Source organism: Alkalihalobacillus sp. NPDC127517, from assembly GCF_050276055.1.
Classification (GTDB): domain Bacteria; phylum Bacillota; class Bacilli; order Bacillales; family Bacillaceae_D; genus Alkalicoccobacillus.
This window is the reverse complement of the sequence record NZ_JBNNQX010000010.1, coordinates 90,347-116,680: the sequence shown is the minus strand read 5'-3', so window position 1 is coordinate 116,680 and position 26,334 is coordinate 90,347. Positions and strand designations below refer to the sequence as shown.

The following is a 26,334-nucleotide window of genomic DNA, read 5'->3' as shown; positions in this document are numbered from 1 at the left end:
TCGTCACTCATACCTGATTTCCTTCAATGAAATTCTTAATTTGACGAAAAAGTACATCTTTCTCTTCCAGCCCTGCATCAAACCAATTGATCTCCATTTTATTACGGAACCATGTGAGTTGACGCTTCGCATAACGTCTTGAGTTTTGCTTAAGCTGATCAATCGCTTCTTCCTTGGAGCACTCACCCATTATATGCGTTATAATTTCTTTATATCCAATGGCTTGAGCTGCCGGTTGATGACCCAGCCCCTCATTCATTAGAGAACGTACCTCATTGATTAAGCCTTGTTCCACCATGAGATCCACACGTTTATTAATTCGTTTATAGAGTCGTTCACGTTCAAGATCAAGCCCGATCGCAAGGAAAGGACGTACAGGCTTTTGAACCTGTTGCTTTGAAAAGGGCTCTCCCGTTACATGAAAAACTTCTAATGCACGAATGACTCGTCTCACATTATTGGGATGGATCTCTTTTGCAGCTTCAGGATCAACCTCGTATAATTTTTGGTGCACATATTCGTTCCCTTTTTGTTCCGCTTGTTCTTCTAAATCTTTTCTAAATGTAACATCTTCTGGCTTATCTACAAATTGATAGCCATGCGTGATCGATTGAATATATAAGCCCGTTCCACCAACCAGAATCGGTTGTTTGTTGCGTTTTTCTAGGTCTAAAAGAATCTGTGAACATCTCTCTTGAAACTCAGCAACCGAAAAAGGTTCATCAAATGTTTTAATATCAATTAAATGATGTGGGACACCTGACATCTCTTCATTTGTCACTTTTGCCGTTCCAATGTCCATTTTTTTGTACACTTGCATGGAATCCCCACTTATGACTTCTCCATCAAGCTCTTTTGCTAGCCTGATTCCTAAGTCTGATTTTCCAACAGCAGTGGGTCCAGCGATTACAATTAGTTTTTTCAATGTGATTGCCTCACTTTATCTTGTCGTTCAATTCGATACGTTTAATGCCATATTGAAATTCAACAGGTCTTCTTCGTTTTACATGAAAGCCAAGCTCCTCAAAAAGACTGCTTGTCCAATGATCTTTTAAAACCACACGTTTTTTAGCGACGCGCATAGCTTCCTGAATCGTTTGTTGTGAAAGTACTTCGTAATGAGCAAAGGATTTTAAAGCGTGTATGCCTGATGATGAATGAATCGTTTGCTCAAACATCGGGTCAAAATATACAACATCATAGGACTTGTCGGGTAAACTATTTAATACATCATAATGATGTCCATTTATCACTTCAACGGATTGCATCGCTTCAACGAGTATCGGATGGGCATCCGTCCATGTTTGTAGACCACTCCTCACAATATAAGCCATGATTGCACTCTGCTCAAGACCGGTAACGTGACCCGTCTTTCCAACGGCAAGTTGTGCCATCACTGCATCCGCGCCCAGGCCAAGCGTACAATCAAGAAGACGATCTCCTGCTTGCAGATCACAGGCTTCAATAAACGCATCATACCCATTGGCTAAAAACGCCTTCGCCCGAACTTGAGCCGCATTAGGGTGATAAAAAAATGGAGTCTTGTTCCCTTGCCGATACAGACTAAGTCGACTACTAGCGACAACTAAAAGATCCGCGTTCCATTCTTCTAACAGCTCGTCAACCGAGCGATCTTTTCTTTTTTGATACGGTACTTGTAATTCATCTGCTACTACACGTGCTAGCGGCTCTAGTTTATCTGCCCGCTTTCTTGCCGTTGTCACCACAACATTCACAAACGTTCCTACTTTCTACATAACTCGTTTAAACATTTTTTCCATTTCATAGGTTGTAAATTGAATGATGACCGGTCGGCCATGAGGACATGTAAATGGATCTTCACATAAACGCAATGTATCAAGTAAGCCTTGAATCTCATCATCGCGCAGATGTCGATTCGCTTTAATTGCAGCCTTACACGCCATTAAAATCGCAGCATCTTCTCGCAGTTTTCCAATATCAATTCGTGCATTTTCAAACAATTGATCAAGTAGTTCTCGAATCGTTTCTTCCTCTAAGCCGTCTGGAAACCAAACAGGATGTGACCGCACTCGATACGTTTGCTGGCCAAATGAATCAAGAAATACACCAACCGCCTCTAACTTCTCCATGTTTGTATCTATTAACGCCGCTTCCTGTGCTGTACACTCAATTGTAAATGGAGTTAACAGCTCTTGTACATGCGGTGTTTGCTCCGCTACTTTCTCACGGAAAAATTCATAGTTAATCCGTTCCTGGGCTGCATGTTGATCAATTAAATATAAGCCTAGCTCATTTTGAGCAAGGATATACGTCCCGTGCATCTGACCGATTGGATAGAGCGTAGGAATTCGATCTGTGGTGTCAGTCATTTCTGAATCAGTTACTTCCTGATTCCCTTCCTCCACGTTTACAGATGGGTACTTCTCTTGAATACCTGGTATGATAGGCGGCTCTATCTTTTGCACTGGTTGAGAATCCACAAACGTTTCCCGTACTTCCGTCGCAGGCTCTCTCACTTGTTCATTGAACACCGTTTTATCCTGAGACTTTTGCTTTGGTTGTCTTTCTTCAAAGGAAAAAGAAAGCTGAGTTGAAGCTTGGCCGACAGATTTTTGCTTAGGCTGCTCTTGTTCTGGGATTAGCTGTGTTTGTTGGAAGGCCTTTTTAATCGACGAACTAATTAAAGCACCTAGCTCTTGTTCCTTACTTAATCTGACTTCCATTTTTGATGGATGAACATTCACATCAATAAGTGTAGGGTTCATTTCAATTTGGATGACAGCAATGGGAAAGCGGCCTATCGGAAGTAATGTATGGTATCCCTGCATAATCGCCCCGGCGATTGCGTAATTACGAATATAACGACCATTAATATACACGGACAAATACTGCCTGGTGGAACGATTCACTTCCGGACGACACAAATATCCTTTCACTTGATAGTCTAATGAGGATTCTTCAAATGTAACAAGCTTTGTGGCAACAGAACGACCATAGATTTGCGCAATGACTTGACGAATGTCACCATTCCCTGATGTTTTTAACACTTGCTTCTCATTATGAATGTATTCAAAGGCAACAGAAGGATTTGACATCGCCAATCGGTTCATCACATCGCTTGTATGCCCCGCTTCTGTATGAGATGTTTTTAAGTATTTTAGCCGGGCAGGTGTATTGTAGAAAAGGTTGGTAATTTCTAGCTCTGTTCCTTTTCTTGTTGGAGAAGCAGTTCGACCAACAAGCTTCCCCCCTTCAAGCTGGAGCTCTACCCCTGCACCTGTTCCCGTGCTTGTTTTCATAGTTAGATGAGAAACAGAGGCAATACTCGGGAGTGCCTCTCCTCGAAATCCTAATGTATGAATGTTAAATAAATCTCGATCCGTTTGAATTTTACTCGTTGCATGACGCAAAAATGCGGTCTCTACATCCTCAGCAGGAATCCCACTTCCATTGTCAACAACTCGAATGGAGTTAAGACCTGCTTCTGTTAACTCAACAAGGATCGATGTGCTGCCTGCATCAAGTGCATTTTCAACCAATTCCTTTACGATGGAGGCAGGGCGCTCCACAACCTCACCTGCTGCTATTTTATTCGAAAGCGCATCATCTAGCTGCTTTATTGTGGGCATGTCCACCCTCTCCTTCCTGCTCTATTTCTTCACTTTTTGTTGCCAAGTATGAATAAGCTGCATCGCCTCAAAGGGAGTTAAATGCATGAGGTCAACAGCACTAATTTCTTTTAACAAGGCTTCTTGAAGCTTATTTACAGTGTTCCCTTGTTTTGTAGAAGTCTCCTCTACAGCAAACAATGATAACTGTAGATCCTTATCACTCTCTTTAGGCTCGGGCTCACGAACGTTAATCATGTCGGTTGTTGCGGCCGCTGTTTCAAGCTGTCCACCTTCGAGCTCTGTAAGTAACGTCTCTGCACGTTCAGTAACCATACTTGGTAATCCTGCAAGCTCTGCAACGTAAATCCCATAGCTTCGATCAGCAGGACCATCAATGACCTTATGCAAAAAGACAACATGTCCATCTTGCTCAGCTGCTGACACATGAATGTTCTGAAGCTGATGTAAGGACTGCTCCATTGTTGTTAGTTCATGGTAATGCGTTGAAAACATGGTTTTAGCTTGAATACGCTCATGAATAAATTCCATAATGGCTTGAGCTAACGCCATTCCATCATACGTAGATGTTCCTCTCCCAATCTCATCTAAAAGCAACAAGCTATCCTGTGTGGCTTTTGTTAACGCATGTTTTGTTTCAAGCATTTCAACCATAAACGTACTTTGGCCGCTTGCCAAATCATCAGCCGCGCCAATGCGTGTAAAGATTTGATCAAACACTGGAAGCTCAGCTTCGTCTGCTGGCACATAACAGCCAATTTGAGCCATGACCGCTGTAAGAGCCAACTGTCTCATATACGTACTTTTACCACCCATATTCGGCCCTGTTAAAAGAAGCATCCCTCTTCCGTCTCCCATTGTGACATCATTAGGCACATAATGTCCTCTAGGAATCACTGTTTCCACAACAGGATGGCGATTGTTTAGAAGCTGGATGTGACGTTTCTCTGAGAACGTTGGCTTCACATACGTTCGCTGCTCACTAACAGTTGCAAAGCTAGCATAGACATCTAGTTCACTTATTTGACTGGCAAGACTCTGAAGTTCAGGGACAAATTGCTTTACTTGCTCCCGAATTTGAACAAACAGCTCATATTCCAGCTTTTCTGTCTGATCGTTTGCTTCTAAAATTAAGGATTCCTTTTCCTTTAACTCAGGAGTCACAAATCGTTCAGCGTTAGTTAATGTTTGTTTTCGTTCGTAACGACCTTCTGGAATGGACGAAGCATTTGCACGAGTAATTTCAATATAATAGCCAAATACACGATTATAGCCGACTTTTAACGTCCTAATTCCAGTAATCTCTCGCTCTTTGGCTTCAAGCTCAGCGATCCACTGTTTTCCATTTGTACTCGCATCTCGGTATTGATCAAGCTCATCTGAATAGCCAGGCTGAATTATCCCTCCTTCTTTTAAGGAGATCGGTGCCTCTTCAATCAGGCTTGTTTCAAGTAATGTTGAAAGCCCTTCAAATGTCTCTGATTCTGTAAACCAGTTTTGTGCAAACTCTGCTTGCATAGTAGAGAGAAGGTGTACAATTGCTGGAACACGCTGCAAAGATTTTTTTAATTGAACAAGCTCTCTCGGACTCACACTGCCGTAGGCCACCCTAGCCGCAAGACGTTCAAGGTCATAGACTGCTTTTAGCTCATCACGTAGCTCTTCACGCTCAAAAAAGTGAGTTAAAAAGGTTTCCACTGCGTGTTGACGCGAGATAATTTTTTCCTTATTCACAAGCGGTCGTTCCATCCATTGTCTAAGCATTCTGCCGCCCATTGCGGTGACTGTATGATCAATAATAGAAAGTAACGATCCTTGTTTTCTTTTTTCACGTAAGGTCTCCGTTAACTCAAGATTTCGTTTTGTATGCTGGTCCATCTTCAAATAAGACGTTGATGCATAATACGTCACTGGTTGTAAGTGAGATAAAGATCGCTTCTGGGTACGGACAAGATACTGTACTAACCTCGCATATGTTTTCTCGAGCTTGTCTTGTTTTAAGTGTTGATAAACAGATGCATAGTCGTTTTGCTCATCAAACTCGTCTTCATACGAAATCGTGAGTTCCTTTTGTTCAGCTAACCGATCCATTAATGCTGGATCTGCGTTACTTGCTACAATCACTTCTTTGGAATGAGCCGTGACAATTTCTTGAATCGCATCCTCTAGCTCATCACCTGTAATTGTTACACGCCCTTCTCCAGTAGACAAATCAACAAAGGCAACTCCGTACGAACCATCCGCACATTCATGAATCGTAGCCAAATAGTTGTTTTCTTTTTCTTGGATAAAGTGATCACTCATCATTGTTCCAGGCGTTAGAAGCTTTACAACTTCCCGTTTTACTACGCCTTTAGCTGTCTCGGGATCTTCTACCTGCTCACAGATAGCCACTTTATACCCTTTTTCAACCAATCGTGTCATATACATATCCGCTGAGTGATGGGGTACACCACACATAGGAATCCGTGTTTCTCCTTGACCTCTTCCAGTAAGCGTAATTTCAAGCTCTCGTGAGGCTTGTACGGCATCATCTTGAAAAAGTTCATAAAAATCGCCTAAACGAAAAAATAAAAAAGCATCCTGATACTGTGCTTTTATCTCTAGATATTGCTTCATCATTGGGGTTACCTGTGTCATACTTTCCTCCAACCGTTCATTCTTCTTTGTTCATAGTATAGCATAGAGAATCGCACACCTGCACTTGGAATGAACAAGAAAAAAGAGCGATGCATCGCATCACTCCTAACCCTACTTATCTAGTTCTTCATGTAAAAAATGTGGATCAAGGTTCTCCAATTCTTCATCTGTTACTTGATCGACGTAATCTGCAATCGGGTATTCATTAATGATGCCTTGTGGATTCACGGCAACCGCGACCTTTGTCTCCCCAATACATTCAACAATAAATTCTCGTTCTACTTGCACATTAACAGTTGTTCCATTGTCTGAGATAATGGCTTCTAATGTATTTGGTTGTTGTACTGCTCGAGCCACAACATCTAAGTCTTCGGTTAATACGTTCTCATCCTTCATCGATAAAGGCACAATGTCTGTATACGTCACAGTTTGTGTTGCTACATCTGTTTTTGTATTATTTGTATACGAAAACCAGACGTTAATATCGTACGAACCTTGCACCTCTACGGTATCCCCACGTTTTTCTGCATCATAGGTGTGATTAATAATCCAGCACCCTAATATACTTGTTGGTCGATGAGCCGGCGTAATGTGGTGCGTGGCTTCCGAAAACTTCCTTCCCTTTCCACAAACCGCTTTCGTAATAATTTCTCGGTAACTCATTTCATTTTCAGCCATTTGCTGACCCTCCTATTCTCATATCCTGGCTGGATGATGTGTCGGCTCCTGCCTACCGTTCCGCCTAATCACCCTCATTCTATGCAGGGATCAAACAGATGTGATTAAAGATTAGGTAGGGCAAACCGTTTCTATAAAGGATATGAAGCGAGAAATTGGATTAGTACAGCAATCTTTGATCTTAGGTTTTTACCTTACATTCACGTTAAATGGGAATTAATTAAATAAGTTTGGTAAAAGGATGCCGCTCCGGGAGAATACTCGCACCCGCAAGTACGGCCTCAGCCCCTTCTGCAGAAAAACCGCTGCTACACTGTCTTCACCGCGTCCTTATCCACAGGAGTCTCGTATTCCCCCTTCGCTGATCCCATAAAATGACAAAGAGACAAATGATATCATTTGTCTCTCAGATTTATTCGTATTGCACTAGCTTTATTATTAAAACGGACTTTTAACTGTGCGTCCTTTTAATAGATCTCCATCAGTTGAGATGATAATTTCATCTGTCACAGTTTTGGAAATGGTATTTGTAATCATCTGTAGCAAGTAATTTACTTCTACCTGACTTCTTTTAAATTCTTGTACTAGCGGAATCTCATCGATTTCGTTATGAAGAGAATCAATTTTCTCTTCCACTTGTTTAAGAGCTTCGATTTTTCCATAATGCTTTAAGTTAACCGCTTCTTTTTGTTGTTTTTTAATTTGAGCAATCAGCTCTTGAATACGGAGGTGATCATTTACTTGTTTTTCAGCTCGTTTGTAAAAGTCAACCTCTTCTGTACCAGCAACCATTTTCGCTAGTTCTCTAGCTTTCTCCCTGACGTCTTCCTTTGAATAAAGATTTGTCATCTCAATTAGACCTCCACTGTTTCTGTCATTTCACCGTTTAGTGACCACGTTTTTGCCTCTGTAATCTTCACATGAACGATTGTTCCGACGATTGATTCAGGACCCTTAAAATTAACCATGCGATTTGTTCGCGTACGTCCTGCTAAAACGTTTGGATCTTTTTTACTTTGGCCCTGCACAAGAACTTCAACGACTTTATCTTGGTATTCAAGATTCTTTTTAGCAGAAATCTCATTTACAAGTGCATTTAAGCGAGCTAAGCGTTCTTTTTTGACTTCCATCGGTACATTATCTTGCATCTTAGCAGCAGGTGTTCCCTCGCGTGGTGAATAAATGTACGTGTATGCACTATCAAATTCAACTTCCCTCATTAGTGAGAGAGTTTCCTCAAACTGCTCATCTGTTTCGTTTGGAAACCCAACGATAATATCCGTAGTAAAGGAAGCGTTTGGAATGGCTTGTTTGATTTTGTGAGCAAGCTCAAGATAGCTCTCACGTGTATACTTTCTCGCCATTAGCTTTAGGATCGCAGAGCTTCCATGCTGAACAGGTAAATGAATATGCTCTACTAGATTGCCTCCTTGAGCCAGTACTTCAATTAATCGGTCGTCAAAATCACGAGGGTGACTTGTCGTAAACCGAACGCGCGGGATATCGATCTTATGGATCTCGTCCATTAAGTCTCCAAGTCCGTATTCTGTATCCAAGTCTTTACCATACGCATTTACATTTTGACCAAGTAACGTGACTTCTTTGTAGCCTTGGCGAGCAAGGTCACGAACTTCGGCAATAATATCTTCTGGCATACGGCTACGCTCTTTTCCTCGTGTATATGGAACGATACAATAGGTACAGAACTTGTCACAGCCATACATGATATTAACCCAGGCTTGTGTCTTCCCTTCACGCTTACGTGGCATGTTTTCAACAATGTCGCCTTCCTTTGACCAAACCTCAACGACCATTTCTTTACCGAAGATCGCATCTTTAAGTAAGTGTGGTAAGCGATGGATATTATGCGTTCCAAACACTAAGTCGATGTGTTGATGCTTTTGAAGAATGCGATTGACGACGCTTTCTTCCTGCGACATACAGCCGCACACACCGATAATTAGCTCTGGCTTTTCAAGCTTAAGAGGTTTTAGGTGACCGATCTCCCCGAATACCTTATTCTCCGCATTTTCACGTATGGCACAGGTATTTAACAGGATCACATCTGCCTCTTCTGTCACATCTGTCGATTCAAAGCCCATTTCTGTTAGCAATCCAGCCATATTCTCTGAATCATGCGTATTCATTTGACAACCATATGTACGAATGAGAAATTTCTTGCCTGCACCAAGAGTAGTTAACTCTGGAGGAATTACATGATCAGGTCTAATTACCTGAGTCGTTTCTTTCCCGCGGCGCTTTCCTTGTTTGTAATCAGGCTGTTCATGAATCGTGATATCTCGTCCATTTATACGCATCACTTTTTTGTTTTCATCTTCTGATATAATCTTCGCTTTTGAGAAGTCGAAGTATTGACTATAGTCTTTCTTTGGTTGTTGCTTTTGGTTCTTTTTTATATGAGTATTCCCTTGTTGGCCTAAGCGTTGTTCTTCGTTCATATTAAAGCAAACCCCTTCCAAAACATACCGTTCTACTAATCGTATATTATACGTGCGAATGGTCATAAACACAATGAATGTATCAAGATGAATCCAAAGAAAAAAAGTGTTTATCTGTTCTTTGAGCAACAGATAAACACTTTTCTTTGACTTGCGTTAACGAGGTTCAATGATTAACTTAATAGCAGTACGCTCTTCTCCATCAATCTCAATATCAGTGAAAGCTGGAATACAAACAAGGTCAATCCCGCTAGGTGCAACAAATCCTCTAGCAATCGCAACTGCTTTAATCGATTGGTTTAATGCTCCTGCTCCAATCGCTTGAATTTCTGCTGAACCGTGTTCTCGAATGACCCCAGCTAAAGCACCAGCTACAGAATTTGGGGTAGATTTTGCTGAGACTTTTAAGACATCCATTTTTTTAGAACCTCCTCTGTGCATGAGTCATTAGCGTGTTACGAGTGAGTGAAAAAGATGGCGATCAGCACAACTCACATCAAACCTATTAATGGCCTATTGGTTAACGTTCTAAATACGGATGGTCCTCATTAATAAGTATGCGCTTAATAGACTTAGCCTGTCCTGATTTATCGTCCACATCAATAATCACACCACTCAACTGTTCCCTGCCTGATGCGACTTCAAACCTTACAGGAAGATTTGTCAAAAACTTATGCAACACAGGTTCTTTTTCCACACCTAAGATTCCATCATAAGGTCCGGTCATCCCCACATCTGAGATATAGGCTGTTCCTTTAGGAAGGATACGCTCATCGGCAGTCTGTACATGCGTGTGTGTGCCGACAACTGCCATGACACGACCATCTAGGTACCAACCCATAGCTATCTTTTCACTCGTCACTTCCGCATGAAAATCAACAAAAATGTAAGGCGTTCGTTTTTTGGCTTCTGCAATTAATTCATCTGCTTTTCTAAACGGACAATCGTTTGCAGGAAGAAACGTACGACCCATCAAGTTGATAACCGCAATCTCGATTTGATTAATCGTTACAAAAACCATGCCTACTCCAGGCGTTCCCTCTGGATAGTTAGCTGGTCGTACGAGCCATTTAGCCGTATCAATAAAATCAAAAATATCTCGTTTTGCCCACGCATGATTCCCTAAAGTGACGGCCTGGGCACCTGCATCAAGTAAGCCTTTATAAATTTTTTCATTAATTCCTTTTCCAGCCGCTGCATTTTCGCCATTAATTACTGTAAGTGTAGGCTTATAATCTTTCTTCAAACGCTTCACATATTCCTCTACCATTGCTCGTCCGGGAGAGCCAACAACATCTCCGATAAATAAGATCTTCATGAAACATAACCTCTTTCTTTTTCATAGAAACAAAATAAAGCGGCATTAGCCGCTTTACTTTGCATACTCAACTGCCCGAGTCTCTCGAATAACGGTTACTCGAATATGTCCTGGGTAGTCAAGCTCGTCTTCAATTCGTTTGGTGATGTCACGTGCCAACTTGTGAGCAAGTGTATCATCAACCAGATCTGGTCGAACCATAATGCGAATTTCTCGACCCGCTTGAATGGCGTACGTTTTTTCTACTCCTTCAAACGACTCAGAAATTTCTTCTAGCTTTTCTAATCGACGGATATACGTCTCAAGAGTCTCTCTACGTGCTCCCGGACGTGCTGCTGATAATGCATCGGCAGCAGCCACAAGTGTAGAAATGACTGATGTGGACTCCGTATCACCATGGTGAGAGGCAATGGCATTCACAACGACAGGATGTTCCTTGTACTTTGTTGCCAGTTCTACACCAATCTCAACATGACTTCCTTCGACTTCGTGGTCAATAGCTTTACCGATGTCGTGTAGGAGACCAGCTCGTTTAGCAAGCTTTACATCTTCACCAAGTTCAGCAGCCATCAATCCACTTAGATGTGCAACTTCAATGGAGTGTTTAAGAACATTCTGCCCATAACTTGTACGAAATTTTAGTCGACCTAAAATTTTGATTAAGTCAGGGTGAAGTCCATGAATCCCCATTTCAAATGACGTCTGCTCACCATATTCACGAATTGCTTCATCCACTTCACGACGAGATTTATCAACCATCTCTTCGATTCGCGCAGGATGAATTCGTCCATCTTGAACTAACTTCTCAAGAGCGGTACGTGCAATTTCACGGCGAATTGGATCAAATCCAGAGAGGATAACAGCTTCAGGTGTATCGTCAATAATAAGATCAATCCCTGTTAAGGTTTCAAGCGCACGAATATTTCGGCCTTCGCGCCCAATTATTCGACCCTTCATTTCATCGTTCGGAAGGTTTACTACTGAAACGGTTGTTTCAGCTACATGGTCGGCTGAACAACGTTGTACGGCAAGTGAAAGAATTTCCTTCGCTTTTTTATCAGCTTCTTCTTTCGCTTGAGCCAATCGTTCTTTCGCAAGAAGAGCTGTCTCATGTGCAATCTCTTCTTCGACTTCAGCGCGAACAGATAGTCTCGCTTCCTCACGACTCATACCAGATATGCGCTCCAACTCATGCTGTTGCTTCGCAATGAGCTCATCCACTTTACTGTTCATCTCTTCAATTTGTCGTTGTTTTTTGGTGAGAGATTCCTCCCTTTTTTCCAAAGACTCTTCTTTTTTATCAAAGGTTTCGCTTTTCCGGTCTAGAATCTCTTCTTTTTGTACCAAACGATGCTCTTGTTTTTGAATCTCATTTCTACGTTCACGAACCTCACGCTCTGCTTCTGTACGAAGGGTATGAACTTCATCCTTTGCTTCAAGAATGACTTCCTTCCGATTCGCTTCCGCATCACGTTTTGCATCTTCTACAATTTGATTCGCAGCATGCTCCGCGCTTACGATCTTCGCTTCTGCAATGGATTTTCGAACAAGATATCCAACAACTGCAGCTGCTGCAGAGACAACAAGTAAAATGAGGATGAGCATATACAATGGTATATCCATATTTTCACCTCCTCTTGCTATCTAATTGTTGGTTCCATAACTCTGTTTTGCATAGATCTTTTTTTATAGTAATCTTAAGTTCCATACATGAAAGCGGAGTAAAAAAGGAAAAATAAAAGCCGCTTCACCTTTTAATTGTAAAGTCACCTACCGTTGATGTCAAGCTGTGGAAATGGGTGTGACCTCGCTTATTCCATCGCGAATAGAAACCTCAAACGCTTGATCTGCAGACTCTGTTAAATGATGATTATGTGTAACCATGATAATTTGTCTACCAAACATCGTACTTAATGATTTCAAAAACTCATATAAGTAGTAAACGTACTCATTCGAAACATGTTTTCCCGGTTCATCTAATATTAAAGGTCCGCTTACTTTTGGCTGTACGGTTTCCATTAAGGCCACTCGTAACGCAAGTGTTACAATATCAACCACACCACCACCACGCGAATCTTGGGGTTTGGTCTTAACCTGAACACCATCATACTCCGTCGTAACATAAAACTCAGCAACCGTCCGATTCCCATGGTCTTCTATTTCAATCTGAAATTGAAACAAAGGTCCAAATACATACTGAAGCGCATTAGTGACCAATGTCTCCATTTGCTGACGCGCTTGCTCGCGTGCGTACTCAGCTGACTGCTGCAAAAGAACACGCGCTTTTTCATATACATCTATTGTATCTAAGTATTCATTTAACTTCGTTTCCGCTTGTTCTAATTGATCAACCAGCACTTGACGTCGGGCGTCCAGTCTTGTCCACGTATCCCGAGCTTGCTTAATGGTTTCTTCAAGCTTAACTAGTTCCTCATGCATCATGTTTAATCAGCTCTTTTGGAATAAGCGACCACGTTTCACTCATCGCTTGCTCGACCTCTGATTCTAATTTTTTAATTTCACTTTCTAACTCATCTGGTCCAACGCCCAACTCTTCCAATTCTTTTAAGATACGATCACGTTGGTTTTGAAGCTCCTCGAGCTTTGCCTCTGCACGATACCTCATATCTCTCGCCTGATCAATAGCTTGCTTCATTTTGGTTAATTCTTGCTCAATTGTACTCATCTATTCGTACTCCTTTCACATTACTTATGGGTGTGATTAGCCTGTATAACTTGTCCACATGTTGGACAAATTCCATCTTTTTTGGCTAATTCTTCGTATTGGATCGTTAACTGCTCAAGCTCTTGCTTCTTCATATGGATAAACTGTTCTCCATCCTTCATTCGCTTAAGCACTTCTGTATATTCTTGTCTCTTGTTGAGCATACGTTGATATCGGTTATATGTTTGGTCAATTAATTGTATGTTTGAAGCAACATTCTCAACTTGCGTCACATTGTCGAGGTGTTCTTTTTGTTTCATTCGTTGTTTTTCTACTGACATGTATTGATCTTTAAGAGAAGTCAGTCGTTTTAGACGCTGTTCTGACTGTTTGATTGATTCTTCCCAGTTAGGTTGAATTTGCGTGACAAACGTCGTCTTTTCAATCACTTGATGTGCTTTACGTTCAATGGAAGTTAGTTGAGTATATTGATCATTTAATTTAATCAATGCTCCTCTTTTTTGCTCAAGAGTTTTTGCCCGTTTTTCCTTTTCGGCGGCCTCTTCAATGGACTCCGTGAGCTGCAAAAATTTCTTTACCTTCAAAAGCTGACCTGTATATGTTTGTTGCTGCTCATGGAGCTTTTTAAGCAACGATTGACGTTGAATCTGTAGTTCAAGCCGATACACCATTGATTCAATTTGGGGCAATTCCTTTAGAGAATCTAACTTATCGTGGGCTTGTTTCATTAGTTCTTTGTTCGTTTGCATATCCTTGTGTTTCACTTGCAAACTATTAAGCCTTGCCTGCTTGACCTTAATCTCTTCAAACAGTTGAGATGCCCTTTCAAGCTGTTCACCTGATTGAATAACTTGCTCGTAAGGCTCAAGATCCTTTTTTAACTGTTCTGTTTGCTCCTCACTCCATCTTTTACTTTGGTTAAGCGAGTGAAGATCTCTTGAAGTATCACGAATAGCCGCATCCAAATAGTGTGCCCCGCTAATACGTCCAATTGTTTTTGCACGCATTGACCCTGGCTGTTCAAGTAAAAAAGGTCCATCAAGCTGTTGAGCTAGATGAATGGTTAATTCATGATCTCGATCAATACGTAACGGTCGCATCCCGTGAAGGTCTAGCACTTCTACGGGAACATGCTGACCAAAGCTCTCAAATACCTGCTGATCCTGTCCATTTTTTTTGATAATGTAACGATTCTTGGAGGCGGTTCGTTCACGTATAAGTTTGTCACCACTCTCAAATTGAATGGTCACACGCACAAAGTCACTGCCTGCACGAATAAAATCGGTTCCACGAGGCTGGTTAAAGAGGGCCCAGCGAATTCCACGAATAACAGCTGTCTTCCCGCTGTCAGACTGACCTATTAATACATTAAGTCCGTCTGCGAAAGTAAAGTGTGAGTCAAGGTGAGATTGAAAGTTTTCCAGTCTTACGTCTAGGATATTATTCATCTCCCTCACCTCCCCAACTTTCCTCTACTTGAGTCATCCTCCGAAGCGCTTCCTGCTTTACACGATCTTCAACTTCTGAAAGCGAGGCAAGCTCTCGGATAATATCGTTCATGTGTAGGTTTTTGAAATCACTTTGTGCTTTCACTTGTTGGACAAATTCGTGCAGCTTCTCTTCCTGATGAACCGCTTTTTCTACGTAGGTCCGATCAAGTACTTCCTCGCCCTTTTGTGCAGACTTCAAGACTTGTTCTCTCAATGTAATGCCTGATTGAGTGACTTCACCAATTATGACCTTAGGCATTCTGTTAAGCTCCATCCAGTGATTGTTAATTCGGGATAAGGCGCCAGGATTACAAATAAACTTCCCGTCCTGCTCTTTAATTCCGAAACCTCCATGGAAGTGACCGGTTAAAACGACATCCGCAGGTGTGGTCCAAATATGATCTACAAGTGTATGAGGAATTCCTTCCGGGAGTGCCTTTTCAACCAACATACTGTGTACAAGGTGAATCATATAATCTGCTTGATGCTGATTAATAGGATAATAATCTAGTTTAACGTCTCGTTGATCTAAATCATAATGATAAGGTTGTCCAGAAATTTGAACGGAAACACCGTCTTTTTTGATAAAAAGAGGCTCATTTGGATGGATGATAGTCATGATTCCGAATGAATCTAGTAAGCCAAGCATCGTCCTAGAAATGGTATCAGGATTATGCCCAAACGTGTCGTGGTTTCCTGAGATTGCATAGATGGGGATATTCGTTTCTCGAAAGAGTTTGGCAAACTGTCCAACGACATTTGGAGATAAGTCCGGCCGATCAAACACGTCTCCCCCATGAAGCATCAAATCAACCTTTTCCTTTTCTGCTATCTGCATGACTTCTGTTAGCTTACGTTTAATCGTATCTGAAAAAGAATCCAATCTGTTTTTTGGGGTAGTTCCCCGAATATGTGTATCTGTAAAATACAGAAATTTAATCAATGTATTCACCTCAAACTGAAAAGAATAAGCACCCATACGGTGCTTATTCAGCTACGGTTTTATTTAAGATCTAATGGAACATCTTCAAATTCTTTTTCACTAGGTGCAGGTACCTCTACTTGGCCATCAAGACCATGATGTGCACGAATAAGGCCTTCGATTTCAGCCATCATCTCAGGATGCTCTTTTAAGAAAATCTTAGAATTCTCACGCCCTTGGCCGATGCGCTCTTCTTTAAAGGAATACCACGCTCCGCTTTTTAAGACAATGTCCAGATCTGCTGCAATATCTAAAACAGATCCTTGTTTTGAAATTCCTTCTCCATACATAATATCTACTTCAGCTTGTTTGAATGGTGGTGCTACTTTGTTCTTAACTACTTTAATTCGTGTTTTGTTACCGACCATGTCGTTCCCTTGCTTTAATGTCTCAGCACGGCGAACTTCAAGACGAACAGACGAATAGAATTTAAGCGCGCGTCCACCCGGAGTTGTTTCAGGATTTCCAAACATGACACCAATTTTCTCACGAATTTGGTTAATAAATAGCGCAATTGTTTTTGATTTACTAATCGCACCTGAAAGCTTACGAAGTGCTTGAGACATCAGACGAGCTTGAAGTCCAACGTGACTATCTCCCATGTCACCCTCGATCTCTGCTTTTGGTACAAGTGCCGCGACACTATCGATTACAATAATATCAACCGCACCACTTCGCACAAGTGCTTCAGCAATCTCAAGTGCTTGTTCTCCCGTATCAGGCTGTGATAATAATAGCTCCTCTACATTTACACCTAATTTTTGAGCGTAAACCGGATCAAGTGCATGCTCAGCATCGATAAAAGCAGCCGTTCCTCCATTTGCTTGTACTTCAGCAATAGCATGAAGGGAAACAGTTGTTTTACCAGAGGACTCTGGTCCGTATACTTCGATTATACGACCACGAGGATATCCACCTACACCTAGTGCAATATCTAATGCAAGAGACCCACTTGAGATCGTTGCAATGCGCTGATCTGTTTGATCTCCTAGTTTCATAATTGAACCTTTACCGAATTGCTTTTCAATTTGGCGAAGCGCCATATCTAGTGCTGCTTTACGATCGCTCATTCAAATCTCTCCTCTATTTAAAACTCAATGTATAGTAAACGTAACTCTTAATTCCTTGTTTCTATTGTTCTATCATAACTTGTTTTTTGAGATTTGCCAAGAGAAAACCGAACATTTATTCGCATTTTTTTAAGGCAGCAAAGTGGGGTGAGGTAAGTGAATGAAAAATGGGGATAAGAAAAGAAGGAAAAGGATAAGAAAATGCAGCGATTCATGCAATATGCTGCATTTTCTACATTAGGAGGTTGTATCACGTTTCGTTCGTTTAGGGCGCGGTTTAGCAGGCTCGAGGTTTACTCTCGCACCATTTATTCGGGAGTACCGAAGCGCTTCGTAAACAAATGGAGCTGACTCTTCTGGAACATCTACAAAGGTAAAGTTATCAAAGATGTCCATTCGACCAATGCTTGATGCTTGAATACCTACAAGTCTAGAAATCTCTTCTGAGAGAATTTTAGGCGTCAGATTCACGTTACGACCCACGTTGATAAAGAAGCGAATCATACCCGCTGCTCCACCTGTTTCTCCGAACTGGTACCCTGAATCATCAGAGGTCGAATCTGTTGAAAATTGAAGAGTTAACAGTGCCTGCACAACGTCTTCAGCCGAGTAATTAGATAAGAGCTCCTGTACTAGAGGACCAAATAGATCTGATCTTGCAGTACCAGCATCAATGGTATCTGAAACAAGTTTTTTCCATGAACTCTGTTGTTTTAATACAACCTCTTCAAGAGTCGGAACTGTATAAGAAGGAATGGACATCTTAATCTCCTGTTCAATTGACCGGAGATGCTTCATTTCCCTAGGCGTAACGAGTGTTAATGCAAGACCCGTGCGGCCAGCTCGACCTGTTCGTCCGATACGGTGGACATAGCTTTCTGGATCTTGTGGGATATCGTAGTTAATCACATGGCTGACGTTTTGCACATCAATCCCACGAGCTGCTACATCGGTTGCAATCAAAAAATCAATGGTTGAATCTCTAAATTTCTTCATTACAACATCTCGTTGGGGTTGAGACAGATCCCCATGCAACCCATCTGCGAGATATCCACGTGCTTGAAGTGCTTCAGTTAACTCAGCCACACCTTTTTTGGTACGACAAAATAAAATCCCTAGCTCCACATCGCCACTGTCAATAATGCGGCATAAAGATTCAATTTTGTTTCGTTCGAGTACCTTGTAATACCGCTGCTCGACAAGAGGAGCTGTTACTTCACCCTTATTGATCGTAACCATCGTTGGCTCATTCATATACTTCTTCGAAAGCTTCCGGATCGCATACGGCATCGTAGCAGAAAATAACAACGTTTGTCGTGATTGACTCACGTTGCTAAGAATCGTTTCAATGTCCTCAACAAAACCCATATCAAGCATTTCGTCCGCTTCATCAAGGACGACTGTGTGCACACGGTCCAGCTTTAACGTTTGACGTCTAATGTGGTCGAGTACTCGTCCTGGTGTTCCAATGACAACATGAACGCCTTGCTTAAGCGCTCGAATTTGGTGGCCGATGGACTGGCCTCCATAGATAGGTAATGTGCGAATTCGCTTGTAAACAGACAGCTTTTGCAGCTCACCAGACACTTGGATTGCTAGTTCTCTAGTTGGCGTTAAAATGAGTGCTTGAACATGCTGTTCATTTGTCACTTTGTTTACAACTGGTATACCGAATGCGGCTGTTTTCCCTGTTCCAGTTTGAGCCTGGCCAATCACATCTCCACCACGAAGAATGGGCGGTATAGCTTTTTCTTGAATAGGAGAGGGCTCCTCAAAGCCCATATCCCGAATGGCTTGTTTAACCGGATCAGATAAATCAAAATCGGTAAAATAAGTCATGTTGTTGCATGCCACCTTTTTAATTCATTCAATAAGTAGAAGCAGCAATACTTTACAGCTCGTTCTCGAATCGCTTGGCGGTTCCCGCTTAATTGAAGGGGATAAACCGTTTCCTTTGAATCCGGGCCACTAATTCCAATAAATACTGTGCCTGGTTCTTTTCCTTCTTGTGGGTCTGGGCCAGCAACACCTGTAAATGACACGCCAATATCTGATTTAAACATCTTTTGAACGGAGCTTGCCATAACTTGTGCACACGATTCGCTTACTACCCCACTTTGCTTAATCGTTTCATTCGACACTTGCAGGATATCTTCCTTCACATTTGAAGAATATGCTGAAATTCCTCCAACAAAAATGGAAGAGGCTCCTTTATATGAAGTTAACCCGGAACTAAAAAGTCCACCTGTAAAGCTCTCAGCCGCAGACAGGGTTAACTTGGCTTCCTTTAATTGGATGGATAATTGCTCCATCAATCCAATTTCACCGTAGCCATAAAAATATTCCCCTACGCGTGTTTGAATGGAAGCCTCTGTTTCATCTAAAAGCCGTTTTGCCTCTGTTTCATCGGAATGCTTCACTGTTAAACGTAGCTTTACTTCTCCATTCCCTGCAAGGGGCGCTATCGTTGGATTGGTCTGTGCATCAATTAAGTCCTCAAGATCTGTTTCAAGCTGTGATTCACCAATCCCAAAGTAACGAAGGACTCTAGATGTGATCGCTGTACCTGATCCGTCGAGTAGTAGTCGTTTTAGCTCAAGCTCAAACATCGGCTGGAGTTCTCTTGGAGGTCCTGGCATAAGGACAAGCTTACATTTGTCTGATTCTACATACATCCCTGGTGCCATACCTGTATGGTTTTTCAAAACCGTTGAGCCTTCAATAACAAGTGCCTGCTTCCGATTATTCGGTGTCATTTCGCGGTTTCGTTTTTCAAAATACGACTCAATGGAGCGCAATGCTTCTTCATCATGAACTAACGTGCGACCACAGAACGTTGCAGCCGTTTCTTTAGTTAAATCATCTTTAGTTGGTCCAAGTCCACCTGTTAGGATAACGAGATCAGCTCTGTTCGCCGCAAGTTCCAACGATTCAGTTAATCTCTTTTCGTTATCTCCAACAACGGTATGTACATAAACATCGATTCCAAGCTCAGCAAGCTGCTTGGAAAGATACTGTGCGTTTGTATTTAAGATTTGTCCTAACAATAATTCAGATCCTACTGCAAGAATTTCTGCGTTCATGTTTCATTCCCCCATGTTATTTTGATTTTAAAATGACATGCTTACTTTTTATGAAATAATCCACACCAGAGACGATGGTTAAAATGGTCGCAATCCAGATCATAATCTGATCAAACGGAATCGACAATGCAGCAAATGGAACATTATGTAACAAACAAGCAGCGATCGCAATAATCTGTGCGGTTGTTTTCCACTTTGCCAACTGACTTGCTGCGATTACATCGCCATCTGCAGCTGCCACTAAACGAATACCTGTTACAGCAAATTCTCTACTTAATATAACGATAACCATCCATGCTGCGACAACACCAGATTCAACTAGTCCGATCAATGCAGCCGTTACGAGTAACTTATCTGCAAGCGGGTCAAGAAATTTTCCGAAGTTTGTAATTAAATTTAACTTCCTTGCAAAGTAACCATCCAGCCAATCAGTAGCAGATGCAAAAATAAAAATAAGCGCTGCAATAAGATCAGAAATGGCAAGCTCTGTTCCATAAAAGGACAGAACACCAAATGGCCAATCAATTAAAAGGAAAAGCATAAAAATCGGAATTAATAAAATGCGTGAGATTGTAATCTTGTTTGGCAGATTCAATTTAGCCCCTTCTTTCTTAAACAATTTCTGGTCTTCATCCTTTGATTTCTATCACTTAAGGGGTAACCGTTTCATTATTGTATCATAACCTTTCTGCAAAGGTTAAAACATAGCCTTTTCAAGCAACTAAAAAATCGTTTTTGCCATCATGACAAAAACGATTTTTACCTATGGTTGATATGCGATCTCAAGCTTTTGATGCACCATATCGAGTGGAAGTTCTACTTCCTCGTCATTAATGAACACTGTTGCATTCTGAGAAGCACCTAGATTAATGAGAATGGATTCTTCATCACTATAGTCTTCTGTAATGTCATCACCGTTTTGAAAAAGAGAAGAAGCGATAAGATATTCACCATTACGATCTTTAATGTCTGCATACGAATCACCCTCAAACTCAATACGTACGTTCATCGTATCTCCTTCAAGTGTAAAATAAGATGTGTTACCAGAGCTTTCATCAAGCGTTAGTTCGCTTACTGATTCCTCTGGCTCCTGCTCTTCTTCAGTTGCATCACCAGATCCTTGATTGGCATCTTCTGCTTCCTCATCTTCTGGCGCTTCTTCACTCTCAGCATCGTCCTCTGATTCAACTGGCTCACCGTATTCAGCGTCGATTGGATTATTATCAGTTTCTACAGGATCGTTATTTCCACCAAGGTTGGATTGGATCAAGAATATGACAGCTCCAATCACAATGATAAAGACAATGATAGAAATGAGTGGAAGTAACGAGACAGCACGTGATTTTTTAACAGGTGCTTCTGCAACTGTTTTTCGTCGCTCTGATCTCGATGGGATACTTTCCTCACTTTTACTTGGCTTAGGCAATTCATTTTTGTGGGTTTCTAACAATTCTGTAGAATCAAGCCCTACAGCTTCTGCATACGTTTTTACAAATGCTCTTGCATAAAACATTCCTGGTAGAGAGTCAAAACGCCCCTCTTCAATAGCTACTAAATATCTTTTTTGGATCTTTGTTGTACGTTGTAGATCTTCTAGCGAAAGCTGCTTATCTACACGTGCTTGTTTTAATTCGTTTCCGAGTTCTGACATTGTTACACCCACCTACACCTTTAGCTTATATCAAAGGAAGAGAATCCTGGTTCGACTACATCATAGGTGATCTTTTCATTTTCATCATTTCGCAACTCAATAATGCAGTCAAAATCTTCAAGTTCATATTCCGTTTCCCGAACAAAAATATCCGGATGCTCCACAACTTTTACAACAGGCTGTCTCATGACCTCAGACACTAAGGTTCTGTGTTTTTCTGTAGACCTCATGGTAGAGACAATACCATCAATAATAAAGATATGATCTCCACTTAACTCATCATCAGCCAATTGACTGCGTACCGTTTGTCTAAGTAACGTAGAGGAGATAAAAGACCAGCGTTTATTTGCACACACACTTGCTGCAACCACTGATTCCGTCTTTCCGACACGCGGCATTCCACGAATACCAACTAAGTAATGCCCATCACGTTTGTAAAGCTCAGCCATAAAGTCAACTAAAAGGCCTAGCTCACGACGTATAAATCTGAACGTCTTACGTTCCGCGGCATCTCTCTCAATATAACGTCCATGTCTAATGGCTAACCGATCACGAACACTCGGCTCACGAAATTTTGTTACAGACACGCTACCAATCGTATGTAAAATCGACTTAAATCGCTCTACTTGGTCATCACTCTCACTACTAAGTAGCATTCCTCGCCGACTATCATCAATACCATTAATGGTCATAATGTTAATTGAAAGCATACCAAGTAATGAAGAAATATCTCCAAGAATCCCAGGCCTGTTTTCTAATAACTGGTATTCAAAATACCACTCTTTCATATACGACACCCGCCTTGTCCAACAAAATGTTATGGAGCATGGTTCTGACAAATTCAGCTAAAAATTTCACTACTTTTGTTAATGATAATGGATTTTACACTCAATTGAAAGGATTTTTATAGTTGTCGTATATATTATTCGGTTTTACCTTACATATTCATGAAAAAGGCACCGCTTCAAGAGAAGGGGTGCCTACTAATTATTTATGGTCAACTAGCTTTACCATCATATTTGCAATGGCGTGTTGCTCTTCTTCACTTGCTACTTTCCATAAATCAGCAAGAACACGTTCCTGATCATTTTTGGGCTCAACTTGGCCAGCAAGATATTCACCAACCTGGTATGCCACATCTGATACTACTCCATCAGACAAGCCTTTATCTTGAGCTTCGTCTAAACGCGAATTCAAAAACTCTTTCCAGTGATCCCAATTATCTACTACAGACATTTTTCATTCCTCCCTTAAATTGTACTGCACGATTAGGTTTTGTCATTCGTACAATTTTATACGGGGAAAATGAAAGTCTTAATGCCAGGCTCCATTTATCTCAATGATCTGACCATTTATATAATTTGATTGATCGCTTACTAAAAACGAAATCGCATCTGCAATTTCTTCAGGTTTACCGAATCTACCGGCAGGAATTTCATCTTTGATAAGCTGTTGCTCTTCTGGTTCATAAACAGCCATCATACTCGTTTCAATGGCGCCTGGTGCAATGGCATTTACTTGAATACCACTTGGAGCCACTTCTTTTGCTAGTGCTTTTACAAAGCTATTTAATCCGCCCTTAACAGCAGAGTATGCTACCTCGTAGGAAGCACCAGTGACTCCCCATATAGAAGAAATCATAATGATCTTCCCCATTTTTCCCCGGACCATATGTGGTAAAAGGGCTCTGGTTAATTTAATAGGTGATAGAAGATGAACCGACATCAGATCCATTAACTCCATATCTGTTAAATCCGTGAGTAATCCTTGTAATGAATGACCTGCCGTATAGATAAGAGTGTCCACAGGAACATGTAATTGCTTAGATAAGTCACTTACTCCATTTTCTAACCGTAAATTACTTTGTATAAGATATACTTCTGCCCCTAATTGTTGGCAGGTTTGTCTTACAGCTTCTGCTTGCTTTTTATTTGAATGGTAATGAAGACTTAATAAAACCTCTGGTGAAGCCAGTGCGATCGCCGTAGCTGCACCAACTCCTCCAGTTGCTCCAGTAATTAAAATATGTTTCCTAAGTCTCATGCTTCTGGGCGTACCTGACATACCGTTGATCGTGAAAGCTCAAAATGATCGCGCATGATGACCTCTAGATCTTCTTTTGTTAAAGATTCTAGCATTGGAACAACATCAAATAAATTCATCTTATTAAACTGATAACGTGTAAACTGCGTTGCAATGAATTCTGGGGAGTTTAACGAACGCATAAAGGATCCGATTTTCTTTTTAATCGCTCGGTCCATATTTGTTGAATTAATCTCACCCGATACAAATTCTTGGATCATTGACTTTAATGTATCAGCTAACTGATCAGGATCCTTTGAATCCCCTCCAACTATGGTGAATCCAAAGCCTCTTTCACCTGTATAATCGTAAGAGAACGTGTCATCAATTAGACCAGATTCGTACAATGTTTGATAATGCTTCGAGCTCTGTCCAAACATAAGATCAAGGATCACTTTAATAGCCAGTTCTCTTTTTAATAAGTCTTCTCCCGTGCGGTCCGTTCCAGTTTCTTTGATTCCAACCAAACATTTTGGCGCTTGAACAGGCATATGGATGACACTTTTTTCTTTTGCAACTTCATTCGGCTCTTCTTCAAAGAAGCGTTGAATTTCTTCAGGTGGCGTAAACGATTTCCCCGCTTGATTTGCTTTAATTTGCTGCATCACTTCATTCGGCTCAACCGCACCTACTACAAATAAGAGCATATTACTCGGGTGATAAAAGGTGTTGTAACATGTGTACAACCAGTCAGAAGTAATATGTGAGATCGACTCAATTGTGCCTGCAATATCGATTTTAACAGGATGATTTTTGTAGAGATTTTCAATCACACCAAAATATAAGCGCCAGTCTGGATTATCATCATACATTGTAATTTCCTGATTGATAATCCCTTTTTCCTTCTCAACGCTTTTTGGTGTGAAGTAAGGATGCTGAACAAAATCCACTAACGTTTCTAGATTTTTTTCAACATTTGACGTACTCGAAAATAAATAGGCCGTGCTCGTAAAGCTTGTAAATGCATTGGCAGAAGCCCCTTGCTTACTAAACTCATGAAACACATCCCCTTCTTCACTCTCGAACATTTTATGCTCTAGAAAATGCGCAATTCCATCTGGAACTAAACGTTCTTCTGACTCGTCAATCGGAACAAAGCGATTATCAATAGATCCGTACTTTGTTGTAAATGTCGCAAACGTTTTATTAAAACCTTCCTTTGGAAGGATATAAACATGAAGCCCGTTCTCAAGTGTTTCTTGATATAGGGTTTCATTTAGCTGGTTAAATGGAACTTGTTTCATGTTCGTCTTCTCCCTTCAAGAAGTAAATCGTATCAAGCTGACATTTGTTTGCACACGCTTGAATGTCTTCTTTTGTGACTTGTTTAATTTGCTCAATCAATGCATCAACTGATTGATTAACTTGACTTAATTGTTCACGGTAATGGAGTTCAATCTGGCCTGAGGCAGAATCAGCCGTTTCAAGAAGCTGATTAATGAGCATTGATTTTGTTTGAGCGATCTCATCCTCTGTAAAGTCACCCTGCTTCATTCCTGCAAACTGGTCTTTGATGATCTCAACAGCACGTTCGTATTTATCAAATTCAATTCCCGCCATAACCATTAAAATACCTTTGTGGCTTTCAAGTCTGGAAGCAGCATAATAGGCTAAGCTTTCTTTCTCACGTACATTAATAAATAATTTGGAATGCGCAAACCCACCATACAACCCGTTAAATACTTGCATGGCGGCGTAATCCTGATCACCGTAAAAAGTATGAGTACGGAACCCCATGTTTAGCTTGCCTTGCTTGATTTTTTGTTTTTCTGAGACGACCTTCACTTCTTGAACAGAAGGCGTCTCTACACGCACTTTTGCCCCATGAGGCGTTGTCTGTGGTAATGTGAACGCTTGATGAATGGAGCTTGATACTTCATCCTCATCCACATCTCCAACCACATACAGATCAATTTGATCTGATTGAAGCATTTTTTTGTAATAGGCGTATAGCGTTTCGGCTGTAATGGCCTCAACTCCTTCTATATCACCAAATGCAGGAATTGCATATGGCTCGCCTTTACACATAACTTCGGTGGCTTTCATATTTGCATAACGCATTTTATCATCATAAACCGATTCAATTCGTTGTTTTAACGTTCTTTTTTCTCTCTCAACCACATCACTCATAAACGCTGCATCTTGAGTCACGGGGTTAATTAAAACGTCAGCTAAAACATCTAATGCTTGTTGAAGTAATGGCTCTGAATCTTTTAAGTAACGTTCATTGGCCACATCCATAAAAAAGGTCATTACATGCTGCTCACCACTTTTACGAACATCCCCGCTTAACCTAGCTCCATACAAGTCATCTAAATGCACACGAAGCTTCTGTCTTGTAGGCCATTTTTCAGTCCCACCTTGAAGAACGTGTGGCAAAAGCGCGCGCAACGAAACCGTTTCTTCTGTTAAAGGGGCGCGAAGCATAACCATAAACGTTGTTGTTTTAAATTTGTCTGATTTCATCACATGTACATTCATACCTTGATGGGTGAATTGCTGTTCTGATTGCTCCATAATTGGTACTCATTCCTTTCCGTATGTCACTTCAATAAGCCACTTGCATATCATTCTAGTATACCAT

At 41.1% G+C, this 26,334-nt stretch carries 24 protein-coding genes; all 24 read right to left on the bottom strand.

The window, feature by feature from the left end; all coding sequences use genetic code 11:
- Positions 1–7: 7 nt before the first annotated feature.
- Positions 8–931: a tRNA (adenosine(37)-N6)-dimethylallyltransferase MiaA gene (miaA, locus tag ACQKKO_RS14885; protein WP_498648664.1), complete on the bottom strand. Its 924-nt coding sequence runs from the start codon at positions 929–931 to the stop codon at positions 8–10.
- Between the two features lie 4 nt (positions 932–935).
- Entirely contained in the window at positions 936–1,736 is an 801-nt protein-coding gene (locus tag ACQKKO_RS14880) for a class I SAM-dependent methyltransferase (RefSeq protein ID WP_498648498.1), read from the bottom strand.
- 15 nt (positions 1,737–1,751) lie between these two features.
- Positions 1,752–3,611, bottom strand: coding sequence for a DNA mismatch repair endonuclease MutL (mutL, locus tag ACQKKO_RS14875; protein ID WP_498648497.1), 1,860 nt, complete (start codon positions 3,609–3,611; stop codon positions 1,752–1,754).
- A gap of 21 nt (positions 3,612–3,632) precedes the next feature.
- On the bottom strand, positions 3,633–6,251 hold the full coding sequence (gene mutS / locus ACQKKO_RS14870) for a DNA mismatch repair protein MutS (protein WP_498648495.1): 2,619 nt from the start codon (positions 6,249–6,251) through the stop codon (positions 3,633–3,635).
- A 111-nt stretch (positions 6,252–6,362) separates the two neighbouring features.
- The gene (locus tag ACQKKO_RS14865; protein WP_498648493.1) at positions 6,363–6,929 is read right to left on the bottom strand and encodes an outer spore coat protein CotE; all 567 of its coding nucleotides are present in this window, start codon (positions 6,927–6,929) and stop codon (positions 6,363–6,365) included.
- Positions 6,930–7,367: 438 nt separating this feature from the next.
- On the bottom strand, positions 7,368–7,778 hold the full coding sequence (locus ACQKKO_RS14860) for a YlbF/YmcA family competence regulator (protein ID WP_498648492.1): 411 nt from the start codon (positions 7,776–7,778) through the stop codon (positions 7,368–7,370).
- A 5-nt stretch (positions 7,779–7,783) separates the two neighbouring features.
- Positions 7,784–9,388: a tRNA (N6-isopentenyl adenosine(37)-C2)-methylthiotransferase MiaB gene (gene miaB, locus ACQKKO_RS14855; protein WP_498648490.1), complete on the bottom strand. Its 1,605-nt coding sequence runs from the start codon at positions 9,386–9,388 to the stop codon at positions 7,784–7,786.
- Positions 9,389–9,544: 156 nt separating this feature from the next.
- Entirely contained in the window at positions 9,545–9,805 is a 261-nt protein-coding gene (locus tag ACQKKO_RS14850; protein ID WP_479821622.1) for a stage V sporulation protein S, read from the bottom strand.
- 103 nt (positions 9,806–9,908) lie between these two features.
- Positions 9,909–10,706: a TIGR00282 family metallophosphoesterase gene (locus ACQKKO_RS14845; protein WP_498648487.1), complete on the bottom strand. Its 798-nt coding sequence runs from the start codon at positions 10,704–10,706 to the stop codon at positions 9,909–9,911.
- Between the two features lie 54 nt (positions 10,707–10,760).
- Complete coding sequence (gene rny, locus ACQKKO_RS14840; RefSeq protein ID WP_498648485.1) at positions 10,761–12,329, bottom strand: ribonuclease Y; 1,569 nt, start codon at positions 12,327–12,329, stop codon at positions 10,761–10,763.
- A gap of 159 nt (positions 12,330–12,488) precedes the next feature.
- Positions 12,489–13,148 (bottom strand): ATP-binding protein, encoded by a 660-nt coding sequence (locus ACQKKO_RS14835; RefSeq protein WP_498648483.1) that lies wholly within the window; start codon positions 13,146–13,148, stop codon positions 12,489–12,491.
- On the bottom strand, positions 13,138–13,392 hold the full coding sequence (locus ACQKKO_RS14830; RefSeq protein WP_498648481.1) for a hypothetical protein: 255 nt from the start codon (positions 13,390–13,392) through the stop codon (positions 13,138–13,140). Before ACQKKO_RS14830 ends, ACQKKO_RS14835 begins: the two co-directional genes overlap by 11 nt.
- A gap of 20 nt (positions 13,393–13,412) precedes the next feature.
- A complete protein-coding gene (locus tag ACQKKO_RS14825) occupies positions 13,413–14,840 on the bottom strand; it encodes an AAA family ATPase (protein WP_498648480.1) in 1,428 nt (475 codons plus the stop codon).
- Complete coding sequence (locus ACQKKO_RS14820; RefSeq protein ID WP_498648662.1) at positions 14,833–15,822, bottom strand: metallophosphoesterase family protein; 990 nt, start codon at positions 15,820–15,822, stop codon at positions 14,833–14,835. Before ACQKKO_RS14820 ends, ACQKKO_RS14825 begins: the two co-directional genes overlap by 8 nt.
- Before the next feature lie 62 nt (positions 15,823–15,884).
- The gene (recA, locus tag ACQKKO_RS14815) at positions 15,885–16,934 is read right to left on the bottom strand and encodes a recombinase RecA (RefSeq protein WP_498648478.1); all 1,050 of its coding nucleotides are present in this window, start codon (positions 16,932–16,934) and stop codon (positions 15,885–15,887) included.
- A gap of 237 nt (positions 16,935–17,171) precedes the next feature.
- Positions 17,172–18,773 carry a DEAD/DEAH box helicase gene (locus tag ACQKKO_RS14810; protein WP_498648476.1) on the bottom strand — a complete coding sequence of 534 codons (1,602 nt, stop codon included), beginning with the start codon at positions 18,771–18,773 and terminating at the stop codon, positions 17,172–17,174.
- The gene (locus ACQKKO_RS14805; RefSeq protein ID WP_498648473.1) at positions 18,770–20,017 is read right to left on the bottom strand and encodes a competence/damage-inducible protein A; all 1,248 of its coding nucleotides are present in this window, start codon (positions 20,015–20,017) and stop codon (positions 18,770–18,772) included. The genes ACQKKO_RS14810 and ACQKKO_RS14805 overlap by 4 nt, the downstream gene beginning before the upstream one ends.
- Positions 20,018–20,033: 16 nt before the next feature.
- A complete protein-coding gene (gene pgsA / locus ACQKKO_RS14800; protein ID WP_498648660.1) occupies positions 20,034–20,612 on the bottom strand; it encodes a CDP-diacylglycerol--glycerol-3-phosphate 3-phosphatidyltransferase in 579 nt (192 codons plus the stop codon).
- 168 nt (positions 20,613–20,780) lie between these two features.
- Entirely contained in the window at positions 20,781–21,668 is an 888-nt protein-coding gene (locus tag ACQKKO_RS14795; protein ID WP_498648471.1) for a helix-turn-helix domain-containing protein, read from the bottom strand.
- Positions 21,669–21,688: 20 nt separating this feature from the next.
- Positions 21,689–22,456 carry a DUF3388 domain-containing protein gene (locus ACQKKO_RS14790; RefSeq protein ID WP_498648469.1) on the bottom strand — a complete coding sequence of 256 codons (768 nt, stop codon included), beginning with the start codon at positions 22,454–22,456 and terminating at the stop codon, positions 21,689–21,691.
- Positions 22,457–22,655: 199 nt separating this feature from the next.
- A complete protein-coding gene (locus ACQKKO_RS14785) occupies positions 22,656–22,904 on the bottom strand; it encodes a DUF3243 domain-containing protein (protein ID WP_203087166.1) in 249 nt (82 codons plus the stop codon).
- A gap of 78 nt (positions 22,905–22,982) precedes the next feature.
- Positions 22,983–23,711 carry an elongation factor P 5-aminopentanone reductase gene (gene ymfI, locus ACQKKO_RS14780; RefSeq protein ID WP_498648467.1) on the bottom strand — a complete coding sequence of 243 codons (729 nt, stop codon included), beginning with the start codon at positions 23,709–23,711 and terminating at the stop codon, positions 22,983–22,985.
- On the bottom strand, positions 23,708–24,994 hold the full coding sequence (yfmH, locus tag ACQKKO_RS14775) for an EF-P 5-aminopentanol modification-associated protein YfmH (protein WP_498648465.1): 1,287 nt from the start codon (positions 24,992–24,994) through the stop codon (positions 23,708–23,710). Before yfmH ends, ymfI begins: the two co-directional genes overlap by 4 nt.
- Positions 24,975–26,267 carry an EF-P 5-aminopentanol modification-associated protein YfmF gene (yfmF, locus tag ACQKKO_RS14770; protein WP_498648463.1) on the bottom strand — a complete coding sequence of 431 codons (1,293 nt, stop codon included), beginning with the start codon at positions 26,265–26,267 and terminating at the stop codon, positions 24,975–24,977. The genes yfmH and yfmF overlap by 20 nt, the downstream gene beginning before the upstream one ends.
- Between the last annotated feature and the right edge of the window lie 67 nt (positions 26,268–26,334).

Excerpts from the sequence above, each read along its gene's own strand:
- mutL (WP_498648497.1), bottom strand. The coding sequence starts at position 3,611 with ATGCCCACAATAAAGCAGCTAGATGATGCGCTTTCGAATAAAATAGCA.
- mutS (WP_498648495.1), bottom strand. The coding sequence starts at position 6,251 with ATGACACAGGTAACCCCAATGATGAAGCAATATCTAGAGATAAAAGCA.
- ACQKKO_RS14865 (WP_498648493.1), bottom strand. The coding sequence starts at position 6,929 with ATGGCTGAAAATGAAATGAGTTACCGAGAAATTATTACGAAAGCGGTT.
- ACQKKO_RS14860 (WP_498648492.1), bottom strand. The coding sequence starts at position 7,778 with ATGACAAATCTTTATTCAAAGGAAGACGTCAGGGAGAAAGCTAGAGAA.
- miaB (WP_498648490.1), bottom strand. The coding sequence starts at position 9,388 with ATGAACGAAGAACAACGCTTAGGCCAACAAGGGAATACTCATATAAAA.
- ACQKKO_RS14850 (WP_479821622.1), bottom strand. The coding sequence starts at position 9,805 with ATGGATGTCTTAAAAGTCTCAGCAAAATCTACCCCAAATTCTGTAGCT.
- ACQKKO_RS14845 (WP_498648487.1), bottom strand. The coding sequence starts at position 10,706 with ATGAAGATCTTATTTATCGGAGATGTTGTTGGCTCTCCCGGACGAGCA.
- rny (WP_498648485.1), bottom strand. The coding sequence starts at position 12,329 with ATGGATATACCATTGTATATGCTCATCCTCATTTTACTTGTTGTCTCT.
- ACQKKO_RS14835 (WP_498648483.1), bottom strand. The coding sequence starts at position 13,148 with ATGATGCATGAGGAACTAGTTAAGCTTGAAGAAACCATTAAGCAAGCT.
- ACQKKO_RS14830 (WP_498648481.1), bottom strand. The coding sequence starts at position 13,392 with ATGAGTACAATTGAGCAAGAATTAACCAAAATGAAGCAAGCTATTGAT.
- ACQKKO_RS14825 (WP_498648480.1), bottom strand. The coding sequence starts at position 14,840 with ATGAATAATATCCTAGACGTAAGACTGGAAAACTTTCAATCTCACCTT.
- recA (WP_498648478.1), bottom strand. The coding sequence starts at position 16,934 with ATGAGCGATCGTAAAGCAGCACTAGATATGGCGCTTCGCCAAATTGAA.
- ACQKKO_RS14810 (WP_498648476.1), bottom strand. The coding sequence starts at position 18,773 with ATGACTTATTTTACCGATTTTGATTTATCTGATCCGGTTAAACAAGCC.
- ACQKKO_RS14805 (WP_498648473.1), bottom strand. The coding sequence starts at position 20,017 with ATGAACGCAGAAATTCTTGCAGTAGGATCTGAATTATTGTTAGGACAA.
- ACQKKO_RS14795 (WP_498648471.1), bottom strand. The coding sequence starts at position 21,668 with ATGTCAGAACTCGGAAACGAATTAAAACAAGCACGTGTAGATAAGCAG.
- ACQKKO_RS14790 (WP_498648469.1), bottom strand. The coding sequence starts at position 22,456 with ATGAAAGAGTGGTATTTTGAATACCAGTTATTAGAAAACAGGCCTGGG.
- ACQKKO_RS14785 (WP_203087166.1), bottom strand. The coding sequence starts at position 22,904 with ATGTCTGTAGTAGATAATTGGGATCACTGGAAAGAGTTTTTGAATTCG.
- ymfI (WP_498648467.1), bottom strand. The coding sequence starts at position 23,711 with ATGAGACTTAGGAAACATATTTTAATTACTGGAGCAACTGGAGGAGTT.
- yfmH (WP_498648465.1), bottom strand. The coding sequence starts at position 24,994 with ATGAAACAAGTTCCATTTAACCAGCTAAATGAAACCCTATATCAAGAA.
- yfmF (WP_498648463.1), bottom strand. The coding sequence starts at position 26,267 with ATGGAGCAATCAGAACAGCAATTCACCCATCAAGGTATGAATGTACAT.